21 protein-coding genes are annotated in these 23,767 nt (G+C 45.7%); 9 read left to right on the forward strand and 12 right to left on the reverse strand.

Annotated elements, in window-relative coordinates:
• The first annotated feature begins 28 nt into the window (after positions 1 to 28).
• Positions 29 to 862: an SPOR domain-containing protein gene (locus tag W234_RS0107740; protein ID WP_025646268.1), complete on the forward strand. Its 834-nt coding sequence runs from the start codon at positions 29 to 31 to the stop codon at positions 860 to 862.
• A gap of 179 nt (positions 863 to 1,041) precedes the next feature.
• Positions 1,042 to 2,136 (forward strand): PTS transporter subunit IIC, encoded by a 1,095-nt coding sequence (locus W234_RS0107745; RefSeq protein WP_025646270.1) that lies wholly within the window; start codon positions 1,042 to 1,044, stop codon positions 2,134 to 2,136.
• Positions 2,137 to 2,255: 119 nt separating this feature from the next.
• On the opposite strand, the gene W234_RS0107750 is transcribed toward W234_RS0107745, so the two are convergent.
• The 5 genes from W234_RS0107750 to rdgB form a co-directional block, all read right to left on the reverse strand.
• The gene (locus W234_RS0107750) at positions 2,256 to 3,281 is read right to left on the reverse strand and encodes an SDR family NAD(P)-dependent oxidoreductase (protein WP_025646272.1); all 1,026 of its coding nucleotides are present in this window, start codon (positions 3,279 to 3,281) and stop codon (positions 2,256 to 2,258) included.
• A gap of 267 nt (positions 3,282 to 3,548) precedes the next feature.
• Positions 3,549 to 4,823, reverse strand: a complete 1,275-nt coding sequence (gene clpX / locus W234_RS0107755; RefSeq protein WP_025646274.1) for an ATP-dependent protease ATP-binding subunit ClpX — start codon at positions 4,821 to 4,823, stop codon at positions 3,549 to 3,551.
• A gap of 426 nt (positions 4,824 to 5,249) precedes the next feature.
• Positions 5,250 to 5,891: an ATP-dependent Clp endopeptidase proteolytic subunit ClpP gene (gene clpP / locus W234_RS0107760; RefSeq protein ID WP_198013360.1), complete on the reverse strand. Its 642-nt coding sequence runs from the start codon at positions 5,889 to 5,891 to the stop codon at positions 5,250 to 5,252.
• A 438-nt stretch (positions 5,892 to 6,329) separates the two neighbouring features.
• On the reverse strand, positions 6,330 to 7,673 hold the full coding sequence (gene tig, locus W234_RS0107770; RefSeq protein ID WP_025646278.1) for a trigger factor: 1,344 nt from the start codon (positions 7,671 to 7,673) through the stop codon (positions 6,330 to 6,332).
• Between the two features lie 373 nt (positions 7,674 to 8,046).
• Positions 8,047 to 8,730, reverse strand: coding sequence for an RdgB/HAM1 family non-canonical purine NTP pyrophosphatase (gene rdgB, locus W234_RS0107775; protein ID WP_413771575.1), 684 nt, complete (start codon positions 8,728 to 8,730; stop codon positions 8,047 to 8,049).
• A gap of 446 nt (positions 8,731 to 9,176) precedes the next feature.
• On the opposite strand from rdgB, the gene W234_RS0107780 reads away from it, so the two are divergent.
• Positions 9,177 to 9,809 carry a superoxide dismutase gene (locus W234_RS0107780; protein ID WP_025646282.1) on the forward strand — a complete coding sequence of 211 codons (633 nt, stop codon included), beginning with the start codon at positions 9,177 to 9,179 and terminating at the stop codon, positions 9,807 to 9,809.
• 78 nt (positions 9,810 to 9,887) lie between these two features.
• On the opposite strand, the gene W234_RS0107785 is transcribed toward W234_RS0107780, so the two are convergent.
• The 4 genes from W234_RS0107785 to W234_RS0107800 all read right to left on the reverse strand — a co-directional run bounded on the left by W234_RS0107785 (position 9,888) and on the right by W234_RS0107800 (position 13,841).
• Positions 9,888 to 10,466 carry a hypothetical protein gene (locus W234_RS0107785; protein WP_025646284.1) on the reverse strand — a complete coding sequence of 193 codons (579 nt, stop codon included), beginning with the start codon at positions 10,464 to 10,466 and terminating at the stop codon, positions 9,888 to 9,890.
• A 231-nt stretch (positions 10,467 to 10,697) separates the two neighbouring features.
• Positions 10,698 to 11,852, reverse strand: coding sequence for a metal-dependent hydrolase (locus tag W234_RS0107790; RefSeq protein WP_025646286.1), 1,155 nt, complete (start codon positions 11,850 to 11,852; stop codon positions 10,698 to 10,700).
• A 31-nt stretch (positions 11,853 to 11,883) separates the two neighbouring features.
• Positions 11,884 to 12,702, reverse strand: coding sequence for a DUF72 domain-containing protein (locus tag W234_RS0107795; protein ID WP_025646288.1), 819 nt, complete (start codon positions 12,700 to 12,702; stop codon positions 11,884 to 11,886).
• 116 nt (positions 12,703 to 12,818) lie between these two features.
• Positions 12,819 to 13,841: a polyprenyl synthetase family protein gene (locus tag W234_RS0107800; RefSeq protein WP_025646290.1), complete on the reverse strand. Its 1,023-nt coding sequence runs from the start codon at positions 13,839 to 13,841 to the stop codon at positions 12,819 to 12,821.
• A 629-nt stretch (positions 13,842 to 14,470) separates the two neighbouring features.
• On the opposite strand from W234_RS0107800, the gene fadB reads away from it, so the two are divergent.
• The 4 genes from fadB (at position 14,471) to W234_RS0107820 (ending at position 19,575) form a co-directional block, all read left to right on the forward strand.
• Complete coding sequence (gene fadB / locus W234_RS0107805) at positions 14,471 to 16,630, forward strand: fatty acid oxidation complex subunit alpha FadB (RefSeq protein WP_025646292.1); 2,160 nt, start codon at positions 14,471 to 14,473, stop codon at positions 16,628 to 16,630.
• Positions 16,631 to 16,768: 138 nt separating this feature from the next.
• A complete protein-coding gene (fadA, locus tag W234_RS0107810) occupies positions 16,769 to 17,938 on the forward strand; it encodes an acetyl-CoA C-acyltransferase FadA (protein WP_025646294.1) in 1,170 nt (389 codons plus the stop codon).
• A gap of 228 nt (positions 17,939 to 18,166) precedes the next feature.
• Positions 18,167 to 18,742, forward strand: coding sequence for an isochorismatase family protein (locus W234_RS0107815; protein ID WP_025646296.1), 576 nt, complete (start codon positions 18,167 to 18,169; stop codon positions 18,740 to 18,742).
• A 149-nt stretch (positions 18,743 to 18,891) separates the two neighbouring features.
• Complete coding sequence (locus W234_RS0107820; RefSeq protein ID WP_025646298.1) at positions 18,892 to 19,575, forward strand: HD domain-containing protein; 684 nt, start codon at positions 18,892 to 18,894, stop codon at positions 19,573 to 19,575.
• 91 nt (positions 19,576 to 19,666) lie between these two features.
• On the opposite strand, the gene asd is transcribed toward W234_RS0107820, so the two are convergent.
• Complete coding sequence (gene asd / locus W234_RS0107825) at positions 19,667 to 20,500, reverse strand: archaetidylserine decarboxylase (protein ID WP_025646299.1); 834 nt, start codon at positions 20,498 to 20,500, stop codon at positions 19,667 to 19,669.
• Between the two features lie 150 nt (positions 20,501 to 20,650).
• Between asd and dtd the strand changes: the two genes are divergently transcribed.
• Positions 20,651 to 21,106 carry a D-aminoacyl-tRNA deacylase gene (gene dtd, locus W234_RS0107830; RefSeq protein ID WP_025646301.1) on the forward strand — a complete coding sequence of 152 codons (456 nt, stop codon included), beginning with the start codon at positions 20,651 to 20,653 and terminating at the stop codon, positions 21,104 to 21,106.
• A gap of 12 nt (positions 21,107 to 21,118) precedes the next feature.
• On the opposite strand, the gene W234_RS0107835 is transcribed toward dtd, so the two are convergent.
• Positions 21,119 to 21,733, reverse strand: coding sequence for a M23 family metallopeptidase (locus W234_RS0107835; RefSeq protein WP_025646303.1), 615 nt, complete (start codon positions 21,731 to 21,733; stop codon positions 21,119 to 21,121).
• 161 nt (positions 21,734 to 21,894) lie between these two features.
• Here W234_RS0107835 and W234_RS0107840 point away from each other — a divergent pair, with 161 nt between their 5' ends.
• Positions 21,895 to 22,602, forward strand: coding sequence for a putative quorum-sensing-regulated virulence factor (locus W234_RS0107840; RefSeq protein ID WP_025646306.1), 708 nt, complete (start codon positions 21,895 to 21,897; stop codon positions 22,600 to 22,602).
• Positions 22,603 to 22,646: 44 nt separating this feature from the next.
• Here the strand turns inward: W234_RS0107840 and W234_RS0107845 are convergent, their stop codons facing one another.
• Positions 22,647 to 23,621: an alpha/beta fold hydrolase gene (locus W234_RS0107845; protein ID WP_025646308.1), complete on the reverse strand. Its 975-nt coding sequence runs from the start codon at positions 23,619 to 23,621 to the stop codon at positions 22,647 to 22,649.
• Positions 23,622 to 23,767: the final 146 nt, after the last annotated feature.

Raw genomic sequence — 23,767 nt, forward strand, 5'->3', positions numbered from 1 at the left:
TATAAACTCAGTAGGGAGAAACCGATCCATGTTAGCCAAAAAACCTAGAGGCGCCACTGAAAAACGTAAGTCGAGTAGCGTATCAGGCTTATTGTGGATGTTCGTTGGTGCAATACTGACGCTAATGATAGGGGTGTTTATATACCTCTCGCCCTTGTTCAATTTCAGCCCCACAGGCAGTGAAACCGCAGCTGATACTGATCGGCAGATACAGCCGCGCGTGGAGACGGACACTGACAATGCCGATTATGAGTTTTATGATATCTTGCCTAACCAAGAGATGGCGACTATTCCTGATGAAGATATCGGCGGAGCTGAGAATGATCGCTTAGGGGCTACCGACGACTTTGAGGCTGATGTTGTCGTGACTCAGCCTGAGACTAACGCTGACAATAGTAATGATACCGGCAATTTTGGTATTTCTGAAACTACAACGATTGAACCGAGTAGCAATTCAGCAGCTAATAACAGCGGCGCTAATAGCAGTGCTAGTAATGAGATTACCATAGTAGAAGAAAATGCCACTTATGACGGCACTACGCCTGCATCTCCTAATAGTAATGCAAGCAATAACGCCAATACGGCTGCTAATAGCGGCGCAGCGACAGTACAAAGAGTGCAAGCACCAACTTATATCCTGCAAATCAATAGCTTCGGTGATGCTGATGAAGCGGATCGTCGCCGCGCGCAAGTGCTGATGGCAGGGGTCGATGCCAAAGTCGTCAAAAATACGACTGGTAATGGCTTGCCTATTTATCAAGTGATTTCGCGGTCGATGACTACTCGTCAAGAAGTCACTAGCGCTCAGCAGCGTCTACAAAACAACGGTATCGACTCTATTATCGTCGAGCAGCGCCGCTAGCGGCAAGAAGTTACTAACAAGAAAAGCGTCACATCGACGCTTTTTTTGTGCTATTTTTTTGCTGAGGGCACTGAGCAAGCGCTTGTTTTAACGATAAGATATTTTAATTATGGATTATCTGAGCCGATAGCCATCAGCAAGACTATCGCCCTTTATAAACGAACAGTGAGAGCCTACTCATGAACTCAGCTGAGACGACAACAGCATCAACTGGGATGATCAAATCATTCTTTCAAAAGTATTTTATCGATGCTTTTACAGGTATGGCCTTGGGGCTATTTGTCACTTTAATCGCTGGACTTATCATCTCGCAAATCGGTGGTTGGTTGCAGATCCCGGCGCTGATGGCTATCGGTAAACTTGCCTCTGTGCTAATGGGCGCAGGGATAGGCGTAGGTATCGCTTACTATCTCAAAGCGCCGACGCTTGTCATGCTTAGCTGCTTAGTCGCTGGTATGCTTGGCGCGCATACTGAAGCCTTTATGGCAGGGACATTGTTTACCGCGCAAGACGCTGGGCCGGCTACTTTTTTGGCGCTGCCTGGTAATCCTATTGGCGCTTATTTGGCTTCCGTGTTTGCCTATCGGGCGGGTACTTGGGTCTCAGGTAAGACTAAGCTCGATATCTTGCTGGTGCCTTTAGTAGTCTGTACGGTGGCTTGGGCGGTGTGTGCTTTTCTTAATCCACCGGTAGTCGTCGCAGTCAATGCAGTTGGTCAAGGCATTCAAGCAGCTACGGAATTACAGCCGCTACTCATGGGCATCGTCATCGCGGTCATCGTCGGTATCTTACTGACACTACCAACCTCTAGTGCGGCTATCTGTATCGCCATTGGCCTTGGCGGCCTCGCTGGCGGCGCGGCGGTGGTCGGCTGCGCCGCGCACATGATTGGCTTCGCGGTTGCTAGCTTTAAGGATAATGGCTTTAGTGGCGTCATCTCGCAGGGCCTCGGTACGAGCATGCTGCAAATTCCTAATGTCCTCAAAAAGCCGATTATCTTATTACCTGCTATCGTAGCGAGCGCCATCGTTGGACCTATCGCAACAGTAGTGTTTAAGCTGGCTTGTACTGCGACCGGCGCAGGTATGGGTACGGCTGGACTGGTAGGAGTATTCGGGGTGATTGAAGCCTCACAGGACCTGATGAGCACTACGCAGTTGTGGACGGCGATTATCTTACTGATGTTTGTACTACCGGCTATCATTGCAGGATCTGTGGCTTGGCTAATGCGAAAATCAGGCTGGCTAGTCGCGGGCGATATGAAATTACCCTAACGCGCATGCAATAAATAAACGCATATATACAAAACTCGCAACTATAAAAAACGCCTAAGCTTTAGAGCTTAGGCGTTTTTTATTGCCATCATAAATGAGGGATTAAACAAACAAGTGAACTAAGAACGACTGGTTTTTGCTGAGTTGCGTTTTTTCATCTTGCGAGATAGCTTATTAACGTCATTCAATATCTTGCTATAACGGTTTGGGAATACCCGCTGCACCGCATCTATCATCTTAGCATCATTACCAATCAAGCGCCGCGGCTGATTGGTAGCGGCGGCTTCTAGAATAATCCAAGCGGCCTCATTGGCATCAAATTTCAAAAACTTATTAAAGCTGCGAATGGCGCTCGGGCCTGAGCGCATGCCAAGCTCGCTGATGCTATCGTTACCGCGGGCGCTGTTGGCGATATTAGTACGGATACCGCCCGGATGAATACAAGTCGCTGAGACGCCGCTACGCTGAATATCGAGCTCTTGACGCAAGCTCTCAGTGAAGCCGCGTACCGCAAACTTACTGGCGTTATAAGCAGACTGAGACGGCTGAGCGGTGAGACCAAATAGGCTTGAGATATTAACGATGTGCCCATGCTCATAGAATTGACGTGATTTATTATCGGCTTTGGCTTTACTGGCATTAGTTTCACTAAGCTTGACGCTGTTTTTGATCAGTGGCAAAAAGGCCTTGGTGCCATATACCACGCCCCAGAAGTTGATATCCATCACCCATTCTAGCTCCTCTAAACTACTACCTTCGACCGTCGAGTAGAGCGCCACGCCGGCATTATTGAACACAAAGTTCACTTTGCCGTGGTCGGCGACTACGCTATCCGCCCAGTTATAAACGGCATCTTTGTCCGCAACATCAAGGACACTAATAGTGCTTTTAACATCATAACCTTCGAGCAGTTTTTGCGTTTCAGCGAGCGGCTCTGCACCGATATCTGAGAGCGCCACCTCACAGCCCATTTTGGCCAAATGGATAGCAAGCGCGCGGCCCATACCCGAGCCTGCACCAGTAATCGCGGCGACGTGACCTTTATAAAAGTCGCTGATATCTTCGCTTTGCGTGCTATTGGAGGCATGAGGTTGTAAGGAGGCAGGCAAATGCTGGCGTAGGGCCGCGGTCATAGAGTTCAACATGAGTAACAATCCTTTGTAATGATGAGAGTAATAATAAAAGTAATGAGGTATTAAGTACGAGCGTTAATAAGTACGAGCGTTAAATAGATAAAATAACACGTTAAATACAAACGAACATGATATGAGCTTATCACGACTTAGGCTTGCAATTGAAACCCATCAGTGTACGCAGCTGTCATCTTTTAGCATAAAAAAAGGTGTCTAGCATACATAATGCTAGACACCTTTGTATTATTTAATAAGCCTATAATTGCCAACAATAAAGAGCTAGGCAATTTTAGGGATTTTGCCTTCGTTGATGACGGTATCATCGACAGTGACTGACTTAGCATTTTCCATCGATGGTAGCTCATACATAGTTTCTAGCAAGGCGTTTTCGACGATAGAACGTAGACCACGCGCCCCTGTTTTGCGCTCCATGGCTTTTTTGGCGATGGCATCAAGCGCCTTTTCGGTAAAGGTAATCTTAGCGCCTTCCATATCGAAGAGATACTCGTATTGCTTCACCAAAGCGTTCTTAGGCTCGGTCAATATCTGGATGAGCGCATTTTCGTCGAGCTCTTCTAATGCGGCTAATACCGGCAAACGGCCAATCAGCTCTGGGATCAGGCCAAACTTAATCAAATCCTCTGGCTCGACAAGCTGTAGTAAGTCTGAGCTGCGGCGGCTATCGTCTTTTGAGCTGACATCAGCATTGAAACCGATACCGCCTTTTTCAGTGCGCTGCTGGATGACTTTATCGAGACCAGCAAAAGCACCACCTACGATAATCAGGATATTACTGGTATCGACTTGGATCAGCTCTTGCTGTGGATGCTTGCGACCACCATGCGGCGGAATAGCAGCAACTGTGCCTTCGATGAGTTTGAGCAGTGCTTGCTGAACGCCTTCGCCTGAGACATCACGAGTGATCGATAGGTTCTCACCTTTTTTACTGATTTTGTCGATCTCATCGATATAGATGATACCTTGCTCGGCTTTGCTGACATCATAATCAGAAGCTTGCAGTAGTTTTTGTACGATGTTTTCGACATCTTCACCGACATAACCCGCTTCGGTGAGCGTTGTTGCATCCGCCATAGCGAAAGGCACGTCAAGAAGGCGCGCTAACGTCTGCGCGAGTAAGGTTTTACCTGAGCCGGTCGGACCAATTAGCAAAATATTACTCTTGGCCAACTCAACCATCGCATCATCCGCGCCGATCTTAGCTTTTTTCTTATCACTGGCCAAAGTTTGGCTGACTTTCAGGCGCTTATAGTGGTTATAAACCGCAACGGCCAAGGCTTTTTTGGCCGCGTCCTGACCGATTACATAGTCATCAAGCTTGGCGCGCAGCTCCTTAGGAGTCGGTAGCTTTTTGTTGACCCATGAGGTATCAAGCTCGCCATCTGTTTCTTCCTCGTCAACGCTGTCTACGATGAGGTCAGTACAAAGCTCAACACATTCATTACAGATATTGGCATCATCAGCGGCAATTAACTGTTTTACTTCACTTTTGGCTTTACCGCAAAATGAGCACTGCGGGGTCTTATCTTTCGCCATATAGAGGCACTCCTAAAATCTTGCTTTTTAGTTTAAAACTTATCGATAACGGTGAGTCAGTCGTCTACTTAAACCCTAATACTCTAGGGCGTGTTGAACATTCACAAATGCGCACTGCTGATCGCTAAAATAGTTCTAGTCTAAGTGAAAATTGCAGGTAATGCTCATTGCATTGGCTAGATTTTCACAACGACTAGGGCGATTTTAGCATCAGCCCTCACGACAACAACAGGGACAGGACTATTTTTTGCCGCTTTATTGATAAAAATAGACGCTTAGAATGACTAAACTTACTATTTTTATCTGCAAATCGCCTAAAAAATAGTCTCTGTCAGTGCCATGGTCGAATGTTCAACACGCCCTAGTGACTTACTACTTAAATTATCAGCATTAGAGTATTCAGTATTCAATCATAACTATCAGAGATTACTTAAGGTCAGCAGGGCGACGCTCTAATACTTCATCGACTAAACCATACTCTTTGGCTTCCTTGGCATCTAACCAGTAGTCACGCTCAACGTCTTTTTCGATCTTCTCTACTGGCTGGCCGGTACGCTCAGCCAAAATCTCGTTGAGACGGGCACGAGTCTTGATGATTTCACGCGCGTTAATCTCGATATCAGTCGCCTGACCTTGCGCGCCGCCCGATGGCTGATGAATCATTACGCGCGAATTAGCTAGCGCATAGCGTTTACCGCGCTCGCCCGCTGCCAACAAGAACGAACCCATGCTATAAGCACCGCCCATACAGATGGTTGACACTTCAGGCTTGATAAAGTTCATCGTATCAAAAATAGCGAGACCGGCACTTACAGAACCACCTGGAGAGTTGATATATAAATGGATATCTTTGTCCGGGTTTTCCGCTTCTAAGAATAGCAACTGAGCGACGATAAGGTTGGCCATGTGATCTTCGACTTGACCGGTCAAAAATATCACCCGCTCACGTAATAGACGCGAGAAAATATCGAACGAACGCTCGCCGCGTGCGGACTGCTCAACCACCATAGGGACGAGAGCGCCTTGTGCCGCTTGGCCTGCACTTTGCACTTGATCGTGGGCGCTCATCAGCATATCGAAATGAGGATTGGCAGTGATGCGATCATAATCTGTCATAGGAATGTCCTAATATTTAAAGGTAAATAGAAAAGGGTAGTAATAAAATAACTGTTTTTATAAAAAGCGCTGTTTTTAGAATAGAGGGATTAGTCTGTGAACGGACTAAGCTATAAATTAAAAAGTCCAGCAATAGTAACTTTTTTAGGGCGTACTAGTAAATGCTTAGCGTCACAAATGATAAATTGTCCCCTATTAATAAGGCGTCAGTCATCAATTATCAAGGGCAGCGTAGCAAAGATAGTAAAAAACTCACTATTCGTCATAGCCAAAAGCAAATCGTACTGACAAAAATGCCCCAACAAAGGTGTTGAGGCAATTTATATATCTCGCTGCGCTCAATGCGGTAATGATCGCTCATTCATGCGCAAAGGCGGTAAGACTCACTGACTACATCGCTTGCTGCTGCTGTTGCTGAGCCGCGAGCAGGTCTTGATAGCTGACTTCTTTATCCGTGACTTTACCTTGCTCAATCAAATAGTCAACCACTTGGTCTTCTAACACGACTGATTCGATATTTGCGCGTTGCTGCTTGTCATTAGTGTAGTACTCGATGACCTCAGCTGGATCTTCGTAGTTTTCAGCAGCTTCTTTGATGAAAGTCTCGACGCGATCTTGATCGACTTCAATACCCTGAGTATCGATGAGGCGAGCGACGATGATACCTAGACGCGCGGCACGTAAGGCTTGCTCTTCGAACAGCTCATTAGGCAGCATATCTTTATCAAAGCTATCAGCGCTTGAGCCGAACTGCTGAGCGAAACGCTGCATCATCATGCTGCGCTGACGATCGATCTCTTGCTCTAGCATCGCGCTTGGCACATCAAATTCGTTTTTCTCTAGTAGCGCATCAAAAGTCGCTTGCTTCACTTGGCTACGCGCGGCGTTCTTGATTTCGCGTTCCATATTTTTGCGCACATCTTCTTTTAGTTTGTCTACGCCGCCTTCAGTCACGCCGAACAGCTCAAGGAACTCTTCATCGATCTCAGGTAACTTAGGTTTTTCGACCAATTTGACATTGATCTTGAACTGAGCTTCTTTACCTGCTAAGTTTTCGGCTTGATAATCTTCTGGGAAAGTCACATCGATGGTCTTTTCTTCGCCAGCTTTCATGCCTTTGATACCGTCTTCAAAGCCTGGAATCATCTGACCGCTACCGATGACTAGTTTGAAGTCTTCAGCGCTACCGCCTTCAAACTTTTCGCCGTCGATTGAACCTTCAAAGTCGAAAGTGACCTGAGTATCTTTGGTCGCTTTACCTTTTTTCTCAACGTACTCTTGACGCTGCTTTTGTAGGTTTTCGATCATAGTATCGACATCAGCATCATCCACAGTAGCAGTATGACGCTCTACTTCGATCTCATCGATACCTTGTACTTCCACTTCTGGGAAGATCTCAACAGTCGCTTGATACACTAAGAAGTCATCTTCAAGTTTAACGTCGTCGATATTTGGCATACCAACGGCGCGGATGTCCTCTTCTTTGATCGCTTCAAAGACCGTATCACGGATCACATCGTTGATCACTTCTTGCTGAATGCCCGCGCCATACTGTGAGCGGATGTGCGACATTGGCACTTTGCCTTTACGGAAACCGTCGATTTTGGCGGTTTTCGCCACTTGGCTGATGCGGCCTTCGACTTTACTTTGGATTTTTTCTACGGGGACTTTAACCGTCAGCTGAGTCTCTTTGTTAGACAGCTTGTTGGTTGTGACTTGTAAATCTGTAGCCATGTTAATTACACCTTAGATGATTAAAATAATAGCCAATCGCGCTTATATATGGATAAAGATAAACGAGTTATCGATTGCCGTTAGAATGAATAGGGTCTTGCAGATATCAGATTTAAACACTCAGGTTGAAATACTTAGCCTTAAATACTGAGCTTTGAACACTGAGCGCTGATAACCATTACCGCTGCCTGTAACCCTGATTACTGTTTTAGTCAGTCTTTTATCAAATAAAAGGGCCAAAGCCCAGCAGCAATAAAATTTAAAAGTAGAACAGTATAATCTATCTACTAATTAAAGTAAAAGCTATCTGTTTACCTAAGCGTATATTTGCTTTAAATTGCTTGCGAAAAGCGATAAATAGATGCCCAAAACCTCATAATTGCTGCAATAATTGCCTAATCGCTTGTCCGCGATGACTGATTTGGTTTTTATGAGCGCTATCCAAACTTGCCGCCGTTGCCTCTAATTGGGGTAACCAAAATAGTGGATCATAACCAAAACCACCATCGCCATGTGGCGCGTCTAATATCTCCCCTTGCCATAACCCTTGAGCGATAATCGGAAGCGGGTCATCAGCGTGAAGGACCAGCGCTAGCACACAGACGAACATACCCTTAATGGGTGCGTTTGGGTTTTGCTTACGAATAGGCTGCAAGTCAGAGATGAGCTTGGCGTTATTGTTAGCGTCATTGCCATGCTCGCCTGCATAGCGAGCAGAGTAGATGCCGGGCGCATTACCTAACACTGGCACACATAAGCCTGAATCATCGGCAATCGCCGGCAACCCGCTGCTACGGCTAGCATGACGCGCCTTGATAATGGCGTTCTCAACGAAGCTCAAACCGTCCTCGATCGCATCTGCTATATTGAGCTGACCTTGAGGTGTGATGGTAATGTCCAAGTTCGCTGCTGCAAATAATCGCTCAAACTCGGCAAGCTTGCCTTTATTATTGCTGGCTAGCACCCATTGACTTTGTGCCGAGAATTGCTTCTGTTCTGAAAATTCGCTGAACTCATCCTTTGACGGGCTCTGTGCAAGCGTTTGCGAAGTGGGAATATTCATAAAAACTATCCAAGATTTGAGAAGTTGTGCTGCGTTATCCGCTAGCCTATACTAGTTAGCGAATGCTCTATAACATTTAGTAACGGATATCACCCGCGACTATTGTTATACTAGCTCACAAGCTACAGTGAATTATAGCTTACAGCTTATGTCCTTTGAGTTTACTTCTTATTCATTAGAATCTATAACATTGATTTAAATCGATAAGTAGCCACTCGGAGTCATTAAGCTCGTTTTAGGGTTATAACTTTTTAGATTTCTGATAAAGGAATTTATAATAAGGTGCCTAAATACTTCAAGGTACTTCAAGCACCAGTGCATATTCACTAATAATAAACTCAGCCAACTTAGTCTTCTATTTAATAGCGAGCTCTATCATCAAAACGGTGTAGAGATTACGGCTATAAAGTGTTGGCTAAAACAGCAAGGATAAAATAACTATGTCAAATATCAAACTACCAGATCTACCTTATGCCAAAGACGCACTAGAGCCACATATCAGTGCTGAGACACTAGAGTATCATCATGACAAGCACCATGCAGCTTACGTAAATAAATTAAAAGATATGCTACCAGGTTCTGGTCTTGAAGATAAGACACTGCCTGAGATCATCGAAGCTACGGCAAAAGACGATAGCAAACAAACTATGTTTAACCAAGCAGCGCAAGTCTGGAACCACACGTTCTACTGGAACTGCATGACGCCTGACAATGGCGGCGGCGAGCCAACAGGTGATCTAAAAGGTAAAATCGAAGAAGATTTCGGTAGTTATGACAAATTCCGTGAAGAGTTCAAAAATGCAGCGACGTCACAGTTCGGTTCAGGTTGGGCATGGCTAGTTACTGATAAAGTTGGCGGCAAACTTTCTATCATGAAAACTAGCGATGCAGATAACCCACTTGCACACGATAAAATAGCCGTATTGACTTGTGATGTGTGGGAGCACGCTTACTACATCGATTATCGTAACCGTCGTCCTGACTATGTCGATACGTTCCTAGACAAGCTAGTGAACTGGGACTACGCAAATGCGAAATACAAAGGTCAAGATGCTGGTGTTGAAGGTAAATAAGCTACCTAGCTTTTGATTTGTAAATAAAAAGAGGACGCTGAGAGGCGTCCTTTTTTGGTTAATTTAATATGTTTCTGATTAGTTTTCTAATGCTTTTGTCCAGAAACCTCTCAAAGCTTTGATGTAACGTTGAATATCAGACTTGTTCAAAACAACACTTTCATTAACTATAAGGTTTGAAAAATATTGATTTAAATTACGTCCAGATTTTCCATCAAAGCCATGCTTTATCACATTAGCAACAGTCCTTAATTCTTTATTCAGTAGCTTCCAGTCAGAACAGGAATCAAGTTTATAGTTGTCTTTAGCTAATAGAGGTTTTAATATATCAGTATCGGCTGAACCAAATGCTCTTATCTTTTGTCGCTCAAAAAGATGAAATAACCAGACTGCTGTAGAATTCAAAAACTCTTGTTTTAACTCTTGTTCAATCAAAAAATAATTAACTTCCTCAAAATAAGCATCTTCTTCTATCATTCCTACATCATCTATGTCAGGATCAAAACTCTTTGATTTCTTTTCAAGAAATAGCTTTCTTTTTTCTATAGCTTCTAATTCAATACTTTCAAAACTACTTAATAGTCGAGTAAGAGTTGTTCGTTCGAATCCATCTATCTCTTGCTCGATATTTATTTTTATTATTTCGGGATCTATCATATTATATTCCTCCTGAGGAAACGTAAATTCAGGCTGTGGATAGCGTAGTAGACGTAGGCTGGATTAAAAACCCAGCCTACAAATATAGTTAAGATTATTATTTAAACTTAATCCTACAACACCTCGAACCCAAACCTACCCAACGCCTCACGCAGCATCGCAATATTATAAGAAGTATCTACACTGACTTTACTCTAAAACCCCAGCCCCTGTCATTACTAATGACCAACTTTAATCAACCATTATCCAGTCACTATCCCCTACTATCGACGCATCAAACACCCGTTTTAAGCCTTGCTGAATCAGCTCAAAACGTAACGGTATAGGCTCGTGGTCTACTGTGATGATAGGTGCATCTATCGGAGTGATGGCTTGCCACTGCGCATTGTCATTGGTTTTATTCGCCAATACAAAACTAAAGAACGCCGTGTCACCTGCCATCATACGCAAATCATCAACGACCAGCTGTTCGGCTGCATCGCCAGTGGTAGAAGTGGCGGGTAGCATTTGGACGCGATACCCTGTCCAATCACCAGAGAACCAGTCAAGACGCTGGGCATAGGGTCGGCTTTGCGTTGGCATATTTGCCCTTATCGTTTGCGCATTATCGTACTGTGTCAGATAGCGATATTCAGGCAAGCGGCTATCTAAGACACTGCCTCTGAGTTCAATCAGTCTATGCTCATTATTTTCGGCAACGGTACGCCACATAAGTATCGTCGGTAGGACGGGCATGGTTTTGATGCGCGTGGTATTGATATTAGCCACTGCCAAAGTTTGCTCCGCTTTGGATTGGGCGTGGTATTTTAATCCTAAGCCCAATAATAAATAACTGCTACTGAGCAGCAGCATCCAAACCGCAAGGCGCTGACAACTCATCAGCAGTCCTGTTTTAAATACCGCAAGTTTGCACCCTTTAATAAGTCCCACGATCACCGCTATCAGGAGCGGGAGGGTATAGAGTGGATCAATAATAAAGACGGAGGCAATACTGATTGGGGTCATCTGCAACGGGTCTTGCAGCGGCCAAAATAGCTGCGTGCCGTAGACCGTAAAGCTGTCCAAGATAGGATGGGTGGTCAACACCAACGTCATGGCAAGTGCTAAGCGCCGCGTTGAATAAGGCAACGGCATATTGCGCCAGTGATGATAGCGACTGATTAGCCAAGCGCCGACGATACCTACTGCGCTCAGGACAAATAATGAATGACTAAAGCTGCGATGGTAGGTCATGTCGCTGATGGGGTCGGGGTAGCTAATCAGTACATCCAAGTCAGGCAGCGTGCCCAGTATCGCCCCGTATAGGTAGGCTTTGCGACCCTGATATTTGCCAAGTGCTGCCCCTTGCACGCTCGCGCCCAAGACGATTTGACTGAGTGAATCCATAGCGCTCTTATTAAATTAGGGTTTAGGTTAACTACAGTACGTCAAAGTTATGCGCTATTATCGCCTCACGCAGCATCGCAATATTATAGTACGCGTGCGCTTTCACGGTATTTTGAAAAAAGATATATAGCACATCAAAATGCTGACGCTGATTGGCAATCGCTTGCGCCCAATTCTGCATCTCCGCCTCGCTATAGCGATAATCATGACGATCGGCGGCGCTCATCGCATCCCACCAGTTTAGGTTGTTGCCATGCATGCGCAGGTAGCCTGTGCGCTCGGTAAATATCAGCCGCGCAGGCGGTAGACCGCTGACTTTAGGATAGTCAACGCTGCACCAAATGAGACCTTGCTGTTTAAAGCTATCGACTACTTGCGGAGTGTGCCATGCGTTATGACGAAACTCGACTGCTAGCGGATAATCGCCAAACCAGCTGACCAGATTGGCTAGATATAGCCGATGCTCACGAGTACGATCAAAGCCATGGGGGAATTGCAATAGTAGAGGCGCGAGCGCATCGGCTTCGATGAGTGGGGATAGGGCGTTTAAAAATGCTTGTGCGTGCTCCGCTGTGCCCTTACGCGCATGGGTAAAGTCTTGGTGCAGCTTGACGGCGAATTTGAGCTCACTGTCCGCTTGCTCATAAGCTTTATTAATCATACCGGTAAAGGCTTTTTGGCCGATAGGCGCATAAAAGGTACTATTAATCTCGACCGCGCCATATTGCTTAGCGTACTCACGTAAGAAGTCAGTCTTTTTGGTGCCTTCAGGATACAGCGTACCCAGCAGGTCAGTATCGCTATAGCCGCCTGTGCCTAAATAGATGGTCGAAGTAGAATGATTATTCATATAGTCAGTTCAAAATAAAATTGTTATGAAATTATGAAATTAAGCGCGCTACGCCATTTTTATAGTGAATCGACTACAGTATCCTATTGCTAGCGGCCTTTATTACAGGTTCGACTTTACTTTTGTCGCTGCCACAGCCATTCGATAACCGCTAGTACGGCATTGTCGTCACCTAACTCACGAGTGATTGCACCGCGACCTTCTGCAAATAGCGACTGCGCGTAGTCTTTGGCTGCGTCCACGCCCATGAGCTTCACGTAAGTTGATTTATCAAGCTTCTCATCGCTTCCAGCCGGTTTACCCAGATCATCGGTATTTCCTGTCACATCCAAGATATCGTCTTGTACTTGAAAGGCCAGACCAATATGCTGGGCACAGTCCTGCAGTGCCATCCGCTGCGGCGCTGTAGCACCGGCGCATATTCCGCCCATCAGCAGCGCCGCTTCTATTAACGCGCCGGTCTTATCTCGGTGGATGGATTCCAAATCCGTTTGCGATATGTCTGTACTCGCCTCGGCATTGAGATCGAGCATTTGCCCTGCCACCATGCGCCGCGCTCGCGGTGCAAATACGGCCAAAAGCTTACTGGCTATCACCTCATTAAAAGGCGCAAAGGTGGGTATCTCGGCGCTGAATATTTCAAAGGCTAAAGTTTGTAGCACGTCCCCTGCTAGCAAAGCGGTCGCCTCATCAAAGACGATATGAGCGGTGGGCTGGCCACGGCGCAGCTCATCATCATCCATACACGGCAAATCATCGTGTACAAGAGAGTAAGTGTGCAACAGCTCCACCGCTAATGCCGCTCTTCGGCACATATCATAATGGGCTTCATGGCGCAAAAGAGTCGCCAAGCCAGCTGGTTTATCTGCTATGGCGCTTGTCGTTTCGGCTTGTCCAGTAACTGAGGTCACATCATCAGTACTCGCGATAATACTAGCAAAAGCACTGGCGACTAATAAAGGCCGCACCAGCTTGCCTTCGCCGGTCATCACATAGCGACAAGCATCACCGAGCGGACTTGGCAAATTGGCGTAAGTAAATAGCGCTTCAATATCTGCGGCTAATTGTGTGCGTAACGAGTAAGAGAGCTGCTCAAAGGAGTCAAAAGGAACGAATTGCGAAGTGGAGGGGAGAGACATAAAGCTACCAATGACTAAGTGAAAAGACAAAAGCGAAAATCGCCTTAGTTTAGCATGAGTTTAGCATGATAGTGACAGCGGCTTATATAGCGACTGCGCAAGTATAGTCGCTTAGCCCGTATTGCGCGCGAGTAAGATTGGCTAAGCTTTGGTTACGTATTGATGATTTCATTCAGAGTGCTAATATGTTTTTATAATATAAGCCTTAAAGGCTTAATAACGATGAGTTGTAGAGCCGGCTCTTCGAGGGTGCTGCTATACAAATAAAGCATCTTGCAGAGTAGGTAAATGTCTCTTAAAGACTTAAGAGTGACTTACGAGTCCGGCTTTAGCTTGTGACAGTCGCGGTTATAATCCCTAAACTGATTGTCGATACAGGCTAAAGGGCACTGATAGCAACATACATTGCAGTACGCTCTAACCGGTCAAATTAAATAGCTGGTCTTTCATCTTATTGATCTTTTATTAATTATTATTTTTTACTACCTATTAGTTCTTACTAATAGCTATCAACGATAACTTTAATTCAAAAATGTAATCATTCAAATAATGAACCTTTTAATAAGCTTTGATTGTATCAATCAGCTTGTATAGCCCTATAAATCTTATAACCCAGCAAGGAGTTTCAAATGGTATATCAAGGAAATCGCATTACCGTGAGCATGCTAGAGGATGGCATTGCTAATATGCATTTTAATGCTGAAGGTGAGAGCGTCAATAAATTTGACATGGAAACCAATAAACAGCTTGGCGAAGCGGTGAGCGCTTTAGAACAAGCCGACGATGTTAAAGGTCTTATCGTCACTTCAGGCAAAGGCGTGTTTATCGCGGGCGCCGACATTACAGAATTTGTCGCTTCATTCCAAAAACCAGAAGATGAAATCAAAGACTGGGGCGTCAAAGTCAATGGTACTTTCAATCGCTTTGAAGACTTACCATTTCCGAAAGTTGCGGCTATCAATGGCGCGGCACTTGGCGGCGGCTGTGAGATGACTCTAGTGTGTGAATACCGTGTGATGAGCGAAAAAGCCAGCATCGGTCTTCCAGAGACGCAGCTCGGTATTTTCCCAGGTTTCGGTGGTACGGTGCGTAGTACTCGCGTCATCGGTATTGATAACGCTTTAGAGCTTATCGCGACGGGTAAGCCAAAAAAACCACTTGAAGCGCTAAAGTTAGGCTTAGTGGACGCTACTGTTGCTGCTGATGACTTGCAAAACGCTGCTGTTGATTTAGTCAAAAAATGTATCTCAGGCGAGCTTGATTGGCAAGCCAAACGTGAAGAGAAGCTCAATCCTGTTAAATTAAACCAGCTTGAGCAGGCCATGGCGTTCAATAGCGCTAAAGGCATGATCTTCTCAAAAGCCAATCCTAAGCAGTATCCAGCCCCAGCGCTCGCTATCGAAGCGATCGAAAAGCACGTCAATTTGCCACGTGACAAAGCTATCGAAGTTGAGGCCACTTATTTTGCCAAAGCCGCTAAAACGCCACAAGCTGAGAGCTTAGTTGGTCTGTTCTTAAATGATCAGCTGGTTAAGAAGCTGGCTAAGAAACACAGCAAACAAGCGCATGAAATCAATGAAGCCGCGGTATTAGGTGCAGGCATCATGGGCGGTGGTATCGCGTATCAAGCCGCTAGTAAAGGCTTGCCGATCATCATGAAAGATATCAAATCTGAGCAGTTAGATTTGGGTATGGGTGAAGCGAGTAAACTACTTGGCAAAATGGTCGAACGCAAAAAGATGACCCCAGCGAAAATGGGCGAAACTCTAAGCCGTATCCGTCCTACCTTGAACTATGGCGACTTTAGCGAGACTGATATCGTTATCGAAGCCGTAGTAGAAAATCCAAAAGTGAAGCACGCGGTACTCAAAGAAGTCGAAGGCTTAGTCAAAGAAGACGCGATTTTGGCCTCGAATACTTCAACGATCTCTATTACGCATTTAGCAGAAGTGCTTGAGCGTCCAGAGAATTTCGTTGGTATGCATTTCTTTAACCCAGTACACCGTATGCCGCTAGTTGAAGTGATCCGCGGTGAGAAGTCCTCTGAAGAAGCGATTGCCACCACGGTTGCGCTCGCAACTAAAATGGGTAAAGTGCCCGTCGTCGTCAATGACTGCCCAGGCTTCTTAGTGAACCGTGTCCTATTCCCATACTTTGGTGCTTTTGACTTATTACTTAAGCAAGGCGCGGACTTTACTCATGTCGATAAAGTCATGGAAAAATTCGGTTGGCCTATGGGTCCGGCTTATCTCATCGACGTCGTCGGTTTGGATACGGGCGTACACGGTGCAGAAGTTATGGCACAAGGTTTCCCTGATCGCATGAACCCTGATTATAAAGGCGCTATCCAGCATTTATACGAAAATGAGCGTCTCGGTCAAAAGAACGGCGTAGGCTTCTATAAGTACGAAACTGATAAGCGCGGTAAGCCGAAAAAAGTCGCTGATGAAGCCACTTATAAGCTGTTAGAAGCGACCACCGACAGCGACAAACAAGAGTTTGATGATCAAACGATCATTGACCGTACTATGCTAGCTTTCTGTAATGAGACGGTACGCTGCTTAGAAGATAATATCGTCAGCACCCCTGCTGAGGCCGACATGGCTATGATTATGGGTGTTGGTTTCCCGCCATTCCGCGGTGGTCCGTGCCGTTACATTGATCAATTGGGTCTAGATAACTATTTAGCGCTGTGTGAAAAATATGCACACCTTGGCAAAGCTTATGAAGCGCCGCAAAAGATTCGCGATATGGCAGCGGCTGGTGAGAGATTCTACCCTGTTGCATAACTGAGTCTTAACAGCAGATAGACCACAGTGTATAGATAACCTATTAGGATAAGTGCCGTAAGCTTGCTAACTATTCGAGATTCATAATCTATAAGCTAAGCATGACGGCGCTGACAACAAATTGAAAAGGAATACAGTATGACAACTTTAAGTCCAACAGACGTAGTCATCGTCGACGGTGTGCGTTCAGCAATGGGAAGAACCAAAAACGGTATGTTCCGTCATGTGCGTGCCGATAGCCTATCAGCTGAGCTGGTGCGCGCTTTAGTTGAGCGTAACGACTTCGATACCAATGATGTCGAAGATATCATTTGGGGCTGTGTCAACCAAACCCTAGAGCAAGGTATGAACATCGGTCGCAATATCGGCCTGCTTGCTGATATCCCTAAGACTACCGGCGGCCAAACCGTCAACCGTCTATGCGGCTCATCGATGCAAGCTCTGCACACCGCAGCGGCGCAAATTATGACCGGCCAAGGTGATACCTTTATCATTGGCGGCGTTGAGCATATGGGTCACGTCGGTATGATGCACGGCATCGATATAAACCCTGCCGCCTCTAAGCATTATGCCAAAGCCTCTAACATGATGGGGCTGACCGCCGAGATGCTGGGCCGCATGAACAATGTGAGCCGCGAAGAGCAAGATGCATTCGGTCTAGAGTCGCATCGCCGCGCTTGGGCAGCGACTACTGAGGGTCGTTTCGATAATGAGATCATCGGTATCGAAGGCCATGATGCAGATGGCCGTCTGCAGTTATGCACCGTCGATGAAGTGATTCGTCCAGATGCGACGATGGAGCAAATGCAAAAGCTACGTCCTGCATTTGATCCAAAAGGTAGCGTAACAGCGGCCACTTCATCAGCGTTATCTGATGGTGCATCCGCTATGCTAGTGATGAGCGCGCAAAAAGCCAAAGACTTAGGTCTTAAGCCGCGTGCTCGTATTCGTAGCATGGGTATCGCTGGCTGTGACGCTGCTATCATGGGCTATGGTCCTGTACCAGCCTCACAAAAAGCACTAAAGCGCGCAGGCCTAAGCCTAGAAGACATACAAACTATCGAGCTGAACGAAGCTTTTGCTGCGCAAAGCTTGGCCGTTATTAAGTCTATGGGTCTAGAAGATAAGCAAGACATCATCAACATCAATGGTGGCGCGATCGCTTTAGGTCATCCACTTGGTTGCTCAGGCGCGCGTATCACCGTGACTTTGCTCAACGCTATGGAGCAGATGGATACTGAGATTGGCCTTGCGACCATGTGTATTGGTCTAGGTCAAGGTATCGCTACCGTTATTGAGCGCGTATAAGAGTACGAACTGACTTTTATTAAGCAATAATCTTAGTGATATAGCAAAGCCCTTAGCGAAATAGCTAAGGGCTTTTTTTATGGTTGACTCTTATCTTTCACAAGGAAGAGGGCATATTTGAGCTTATCTCATTGACGCCCTAGCTAAACTATGACTAAATAAGAGATAGTATAAATTAATATTATAGGATTCTGTAGTACACGACTACAGTCGTACAAGGAGTGTAATATGTCTACCATGATTACCGATCGCACTTATCGTATCGCCCGCGAAAATACCCAAGCGATGATTATCGATGTCCAAGAACGCCTGACCCCGCATATCTTAGATCACGATAAGATCACTAAAAAGATAGTGACTTTGATTAAAGGTCTCCAAGCGCTTGATATCCCTATCATGCTCAATGAGCAATATAAAAAAGGACTAGGCGAGACCTTGCCTGAAATCACTGAAGTGCTAGAAGGCAGTAATGCCAAAGGCTTTGAAAAGGTGACTTTTAGCGCTTGTGATACGGATGATTCTTGGCACCATTTGGCGCAGCAAAATCGCAGCATCGTTATCTTATGCGGAGTTGAGACCCATGTTTGCGTCCTACAAACCGCGCTTGATCTACTAGATAACGGTATGCAGCCGGTCATCATTGGCGATGCAGTAGGTTCGCGTTTTCCTTATGATAAAAAACAAGCCATTCGCCGTATCCGCCGCGCAGGGGGCGTGATTACTACGGTTGAGACGATTTTATTTGAGCTATGCCGCAGTAGTAAAGATCCTGCATTTAAGACCATTAGCAATTTGATTAAATAATAAGGTCAGGTGTGATGAGGCAGTCGGCTCTATAGTATATCTTTGAAGGATATTGATAAATGCGATGCTGCCGCGTAGCATACAGCAGCATCCCTAAACAGTATCGTGACTATTTCTCAAAACCAACGCTTCAAATCAACGAGTTTTTTATGTCTTTTCATCAATCCGCGACTGCCAGCCATCATAGCTCTATGCCTACTAACCAGATCTCTAATCCACAAAACAACCCTCAGTCCAATGACAGTTATCCTCCAAAAGATATGGAAGATATCACTCATTTCTTATTAGAGTTAGATGCACTAAAGCGCGTCAATCGCCGCAGTTATGTAACCAATACCGATCGCCGCGAGAATTCAGCCGAACATTCTTGGCATCTTGCCATGGCATGCTGGTCGATAGCGGAGCTGTTTGAGCTTGATGTCAATCATGAGCAGTTACTGAAGATGGCGCTCATTCATGATTTGGGCGAGATTGATGCAGGCGATACTTTTTTATATGCTGATACGCGTCAAGATGCACATATTGAAGAGCGCGATGGTATAGCCCGTCTACAAAGTGAGCGCGGCAATGCTATAGCAGATCTAAGCAAGATTTGGGAGGAGCAAGAAACTGGAAATAGCGCGGAGACTCAGCTGCTCAAAGTCGTCGATCGCTTATTGCCATTTTTGCTCAACTTAAATACTGAAGGCAAAACGTGGCGTGAGCTTGGAGTGACACGTAGCCAAGTCGCAGGTGCGCATGCGTTTATTCAAGACAGCTTTGCTCCTATTCATAAATGGCTATCACACAATATTGACTATGCGACCCAGCAAGGATGGCTGATTGATAAGTAAATTTACAAAAACGCTAGGCATAGAAAAGCCCAGTTGAGCATTGCGATCTATGCTTAACTGAGCTTTTATTTTTTATTATATTAGAGATAAATTACGGTTTCGTGACACCCAGTAATTGACCCATTTTTACAAAACTATTGGCTTTCATGGTCTCTTGCCAGTCGGCTTTTGCAGCCTTTGGTAGTACGACAATAGCGGTAGACCCTAAATAAAAACGTCCAAGCTCATCACCTGCCGCAAACTGCATATCATGGTCTGCCTCTTGTATGTCGTCAGTGCGAGTAATCTTACCTGTCGCGACGGTCTCGATACCCGCGACGATCATCGCGCCGACCAGTACTACTGCGGCCTTACCGTACTGAGTATCAAACATACAAACCAGACGCTCGTTGCGCGCAAACAAATCAGGAATATTGGCCGCTGTGACCGTGTTGACCGAAAACAGCGTACCTGGTACGTAGCGCGTAGCCGTTAAAGTACCCGAAAATGGCATATGTACGCGGTGATAGTTGCTGGGCGCAAGATAAACCGTTGCAAAGCTACCATCTGCAAAATAATCACCATCAGCGCTATTGGCCAGCAGTTGACCGATATCATAGTCACGACCTTTGGCTTGCAGGACTTTGTGATCTTTGATTTGCCCAAGCTGTGATATTATCCCATCAGCAGGACTAACGATACCACCTGCAGTACTATCGATAGCGCGTGCATCGTCTTTTAGCTCGCGGGTAAAAAAGTCATTAAAGCTCTCATAAGCGTTGAGACTATCACGCTCATACTCTTCTAATGTGATATTGTAAGCCTTGGCAAAGCTACGAATAAAGGCGCGTTTGACTAGCGGATGACGGCTAGCAGCCAAGCGTCCAGCAAGCTCACTTAATTGCTGCTGCGGCACAAACTGTTGCAGGGTGGTAAATAGAGTCATAAAAGCTACCTAACAATAAATTAAAAATAACGGCTAAAAATAATCATGATAATACCCTCATTTTATCATGATCCGCTTTTATCTGTGTGTGCATAAGTTATCTTTGCATAGTCAGCCTAACGTCTATTAATAGCTATAAAGGAGTGGTCAATGAAAGCGCTTATTCAGCGAGTAGGGCAGGCGAGTGTCGAGGTCGATGGTCAAAGCGTTGGCGCAATTGAGCATGGAGTATTGGCTTATATTGGTCTTGGTCCTGATGATGACTTACAGACTGCCAAGCGCATGATCGATAAAATACTGACCTATCGTATCTTTGAAAACGAAAATGATCCTAAAAAGGCGGACAAGCTTGATCTGAATGTCCAGCAAGTCGGCGGTGGGTTATTATTGGTGTCGCAGTTTACTTTGATGGCGAAAACTGACAAAGGTCGTCGTCCTGATTTTGGCGGCGCGATGAGTCCTGAGGCGGCAGAGTCCTTATTTGCAGAGCTGATCGCTTATGCCAAGACTCAATATCCCAAAGTGGCGACGGGACAGTTTGGCGCAAATATGCAAGTGATGAGTATCAATGACGGACCGCTGAATTTTATAGTAGAGGTGTCCTAATTTAACAGCGCCCTAATCTTTTACTAATAAGGGATAAGGATTGACCGCGCGACCTTGGATATAGATACCATAGTGTACGTGCGGCGGTGTGCCTTTAGCATTGCCGCTATCACCCACGTAGCCAATAATATCGCCGACTTCCACCCAGTCATTGACCGCAATGTCGCCGAACTCTTGCAAGTGAGCGTAATAATGTCCTGCGCCGCCTGGACCGACAATCACCACCACATTGCCGCCTAAGTTGTTTTCGCCTACTTTGCTGACGATACCATGGGTCGTGGCTTGCACAGGGGTGTGGCGCTCGGCGAAGATGTCGATGCCTTCGTGCGAGCGTCCAGCACTACGAGCAGCGCCCCAAGTATCAGTCAAGTGCTGGCCGGGTAGCGGGCTTGGTAGGCTGTTATCCGTAGGTAGCGGCTCTTGTAGCAAAGTCGCCTGCTGCCACTTGCTAACGACAAAGCTTTGCGTCTGTAGACGTAGTGTTGGTAGCACTTTATCTATGACAAACAGCAGCGCAAACCATAAAGCCGCTCTGAATAATATACCGACTACACGTCCGATAAATCCAGGCTTCGGCGCTTTTTTATTAGTAGAATTAGGGAGGGGTGGCGGTTTAGTCGATGGCATGACGCGCTCTTGTAATTTGGTTGATAGGTATAATATACCTTTATATCATATTGTTTTTTAAGAGTATGTTTACCTTAGGATTGTTTATCACCCTATTTTATCATCTTAATAGTGACTATATTTTCAGCTGCATTTACAGCGACTACGAACTGACTTAGCTTATGACTGACCCTATGGATGAATTAGCAACCGCCCTTATTATCGATACCGAAACCGATCAAGGCCGTGATCCGCGTCCTATTCAAGTGGCGACTATCAATGTCGCTACCGGTTTTGAGTGGATGAAGTACTTCAATAGCGGCCGCACGATATCGCCGGTAGTCATTAAGGTTCATGGCATTACCGACGCTGATGTCGCAGGGTGTGAGCGGTTTGAGTCTGATAAGTTTGAGCTACCAGAGTATCTGATAGGACATAACGTACGCTTTGATTGGCGCGTCATAGGTAGGCCCTCTGCCAAGCTTATTTGTACAGTCAGACTGGCGCGCGTCGCCTTTCCAGAATGGCGCTACTATGGTCAGTCAAAGTGTATCGAACAGCTACTAGGCAAAGCCGAGGCGAGCAAAATGACCATCAAAGCCCACGACGCTTTGGGCGATGCACGGATGTGTTATTTGCTTTATAAAGCCTGCTGCGCGCGCCTGGAGATTGAACCAACCGACTTTGCCGCCGCGCATAAGATATCTAATACCGCAAGCCGTGTAAGTAGGATGCCTTTTGGTAAGCACAAAGGTAAGCTGATTAAAGATGTGCCTATCCATTATATAAAATGGATGCTAGGGAACATCCACAATATGCAGCCGACGCTGTATTCGGCGCTAACAAAGCGGGTAGAGGCAGAAAAAGTAAAAGAATCACCAGACTGCTAAGTGCTCACTTTTACCTGCCATCGTTTTAATATGATCTCAGTCGTTTAACTATGAGTTTTTAACCAATCTACTGCCATCTGCCACAGCTGCGGCACTTTGCTATAAGTTTTACGACTAAAATAGCGCATGTGCCCGATGTGACTGACGCCCAAATCTTTAGGATTTAGATAGTGTTTTTCTACTGACATGTTAGGGAATACTCTAATCATATCGTCCATATTCTCGCTATTGGCAATGTCATCATCACTAAAGCCGAGCCATAATGAGGGCATAGTCAGCTCATCATAGTAGTGATTGTGAATGGTTTTACCTAGCGCGGTTTTGATATAGCCTGCGCCATTACACCACTCGCGCCACTGACGGGCGACTCCGCGTGGTAGTGGCTCGCCCATTCCGATTTTGTCAGCAGGCGTATAGCCTAAGACTAAATTAGTGAGTGGAATAAAGGCGTCCATAAAACCCATGGCTTTGAGCTTATAAGGCATCTCTAAGTTTTTGATACGTCCTGAGGAGCACGCGACATTAAAGATTGAGCTCAGAGCAGCATAGTTCGGCATCAGCCCAATAAGTTGACCACCAGCACTGTGGCCGATGAGATGGTAGCTGGCCTCAGGGAACTCGTACTGCAAAGCATCAAGCACCGCTGGCATATCATGGCGACCCCAGCTAATAAGAGAAGCATCAGACTTGGCTAGAGTCGTTGATAAAGACTGGCCGATACCTTCATTGTCATAGGTGATAACCCCAAAACCTTGCTCCGCCAAAAAAGTAGCAAAGATATGATAAAACTGACGTTTGATACCTGTCGCCGGCGCTATCATTACCGCTGTTTTTATCTTTGACGCTGTACTGGTTTGCGGATGGTAAACAGTCGCTGCTAACGGCTGGTTGCGCTCAGTCATAATAGTTAAGGGATAGCTATCGATAGCGCTATTGTCAGTATTCTTTTTATAATGACCGACAGTATCGGCAGCTAAAAGAGTGGTAGTAGGCGTTACAAGAGCATCGTTATCAAGCATAATTATATCCTAAAAGCTTAAAGTGTCGTTATTGGGTAGTCAGAAGTCGCGAATGTCATTAGATGATAAAGCTTATGATAAGATACATAGTAAACCAAGCGAATTAGACAGTAAAATATAATATAGCTGAAATAAAAGCAGCATGA

Source organism: Psychrobacter sp. TB15 (assembly GCF_000511655.1).
GTDB classification, from domain to species: domain Bacteria; phylum Pseudomonadota; class Gammaproteobacteria; order Pseudomonadales; family Moraxellaceae; genus Psychrobacter; species Psychrobacter submarinus.